The sequence below is a fragment of the Streptomyces aurantiacus JA 4570 genome, assembly GCF_000414115.1.
Taxonomy (GTDB): Bacteria; Actinomycetota; Actinomycetes; order Streptomycetales; family Streptomycetaceae; genus Streptomyces; species Streptomyces aurantiacus_A.
On the sequence record NZ_AOPZ01000235.1, the window covers coordinates 1 to 2,496 of the forward strand.

Annotated in this window: 3 protein-coding genes; all 3 read right to left on the minus strand. The window is 73.9% G+C overall.

The window, feature by feature from the left end; all coding sequences use genetic code 11:
* The coding region (locus STRAU_RS22615) for a precorrin-6A/cobalt-precorrin-6A reductase (RefSeq protein ID WP_037661186.1) at positions 1-316 on the minus strand (316 nt) is incomplete at its 3' end.
* Between the two features lie 47 nt (positions 317-363).
* Positions 364-1,149 carry a sulfite exporter TauE/SafE family protein gene (locus tag STRAU_RS22620; protein ID WP_016642703.1) on the minus strand — a complete coding sequence of 262 codons (786 nt, stop codon included), beginning with the start codon at positions 1,147-1,149 and terminating at the stop codon, positions 364-366.
* Positions 1,150-1,244: 95 nt separating this feature from the next.
* A complete protein-coding gene (locus tag STRAU_RS22625) occupies positions 1,245-2,432 on the minus strand; it encodes a thiolase family protein (protein ID WP_016642704.1) in 1,188 nt (395 codons plus the stop codon).
* Between the last annotated feature and the right edge of the window lie 64 nt (positions 2,433-2,496).

Here is a 2,496-nt window from a genome sequence, read left to right on the forward strand (position 1 = left end):
AGCCGGGCCGGCGCAGCGCGAGCGCCGGGACGCCGGTGGCGTTCGCGGCCCGCGCCGCGTGGGCGCTGATGGTGGCCGCGAAGGGGTGGGTGGCGTCGACCAGGGCGGTCACGCGGTGCTCGCGCAGCCAGTCCGCGAGGCCGTCCGGGCCGCCGAAACCTCCGACGCGTACGTCGCCGTCGAGCGCCGCGGGACGGCTGACCCGGCCCGCGAGCGACGTCGTCACGCGTACGCCCGGCCGCGCGGCGAGGGCGGCGGCGAGGCGGCGGGCCTCGGTGGTGCCGCCGAGGACGAGCACGTGGGGCAGGTCGGGCATGCGCCGAGCGTACGTGGGGTCTCGGCCCCGGCGGCCGGGGCCCCGCCTCAGCGCAGCAGGAGCTGGAGGCCGCCGAGAACGGTCGCGCCGATGACGAGCTGCTCGAAGAGCCGCTGGTTGATGCGGTTCACACACACCTTGCCGAGGAGCGCGCCCGGAATCACGAACAGCGCGAGGGCCGCGTCGAGCAGCAGCGAGGGTCCGTCGATGAGGCCGAGCCCGACGCTGAAGGGCACCTTGGAGGTGTTGACGATAAGGAAGAACCACGCCGAAGTGCCGAGGAAACTCAGCTTCTTGAAGCCCGCCGAGAGCAGATACATCGACATCACCGGGCCGCCCGCGTTGGCGACCATGGTGGTGAAGCCGCCGAGCACACCGTAGGAGGGCGCGGCGAGCCGTGTGACCCCGGCGGGCGCCCGCTCCTCTGCCTCCGCCCGCTCGGCCGCGCGCCGGCGCCACACCGTCACGGCCGCCATGAGCAGCAGGATCGCCCCGATCGACGTACGCACCGTCCCGTCGTCGGCGAACATCAGGAACACCGTGCCGACGGCGACGCCCGCGCCGACCGCGGGGAACAGCCGCCACAGCGTGGGCCAGTGGGCGTGCCTGCGGTACGTGAGGACGGCGAGGACGTCGCCGACGATCAGGATCGGCAGCAGTACGCCCGTCGACGCGCGGGCGGGCAGGACCGCGGCGAAGACGGCGAGGCTGATCGTGTTCGCACCGCTGACGGCGGTCTTGGAGAAGCCGACGACCCCGGCGGCCAGGGCCAGCGCGCCGAACTCCCAGAAGGTGAGGGCGGATATGGCGGAGGTGGCGGATGCGGCGTCCATGCTGGGAACCGATGGTATGCCCAAGCACTTTGTGGCGGGGCCGGGGGCCGGTCTCCTTCACCGGCCGGGAGCCGGTCCCGCCGCACCGGCCCGGCTCAGTCCCGTTCGACCAGGAGCGCGCTCCCCTGGCCCACGCCCACGCACATCGTGGCGAGGCCCCGGGTGGTGCCCGTGCGGCGCATGCGGTGCAGGAGGGTGGTGAGGATGCGGGCGCCGGAGCAGCCGAGGGGGTGGCCGAGCGCGATGGCGCCACCGTCGGCGTTGACCAGCTCCGGGTCGATGCCGAGCGCGTCCACGCAGGCCAGCGCCTGGGCGGCGAACGCCTCGTTGAACTCGGCCTCCTGGACGTCGGCGACGGTCCAGCCGAGCCGGGCCAGGGCCTTCCGGGTGGCAGGCACGGGACCGATGCCCATCACGTCCGGGTGCACACCGGCGGAGGCGCCCGCGGCGTACCGGCCGAGGGACTCCAGGCCCAGGTCGTTCAGGGCCTCCTCGCCGACCAGGAGCAGCCCGGCCGCGCCGTCGTTCATCGGCGAGGCGTTGCCCGCCGTGACCGTGCCGTCCTTGCGGAACACCGGCCGCAGCCCGCTGAGCTTCTCGTACGAGGTGTCCTCGCGGACACATTCGTCCACGGTGACGACCGTGCCGTCGGGGGTGGTCACGGGCAGCAGTTCGTCGTCGAAGTGGCCGTTCTTCCGGGCGGCGGCGGCGCGTTGGTGGCTGCGCAGGGCGAACGCGTCCTGGCGTTCGCGGGAGACGTCGTACCGGGCCGCCACCTCCTCGGCCGTCTCGCCCATCGACAGGAGCCCGTGCAGCTCCTTCATCCTCGGGTTGACCAGGCGCCAGCCGAGACGGGTGTCGGCGGTCTCCATGCGGTGCGGCTGGGCCTCGTCGGGGCGCGGCAGCACGAAGGGGGCGCGGCTCATCGACTCGGAGCCGCCCGCGAGCACGATGTCGGCGTCGCCCGCGGCGATGGTGCGGGCCGCCGTGGTGACCGCCTCCAGGCCCGAGGCACACAGACGGTTCACCGTGGCTCCGGGCACGGACTCCGGGAGCCCCGCGAGCAGGACGGCCATGCGGGCGACGTTGCGGTTGTCCTCGCCCGCCTGGTTGGCGGCGCCCCAGTAGACGTCGTCGATCCGGGCCGGGTCGAGCCCCGGCAGGTCGTCGAGCAGCCCGCGCACGACGGTGGCGGCGAGATCGTCCGGGCGGACGGCGGACAGGGCGCCGCGGAGCTTGCCGATCGGGGTGCGTCGGGCGGCGACGAAGTGAACGGTGCGCACGGGGCTACTCCGGGGCGTGAGCGGTTTAATTAGCGCTGCTAGTTTCGGAGTGTACCCGCTCCGC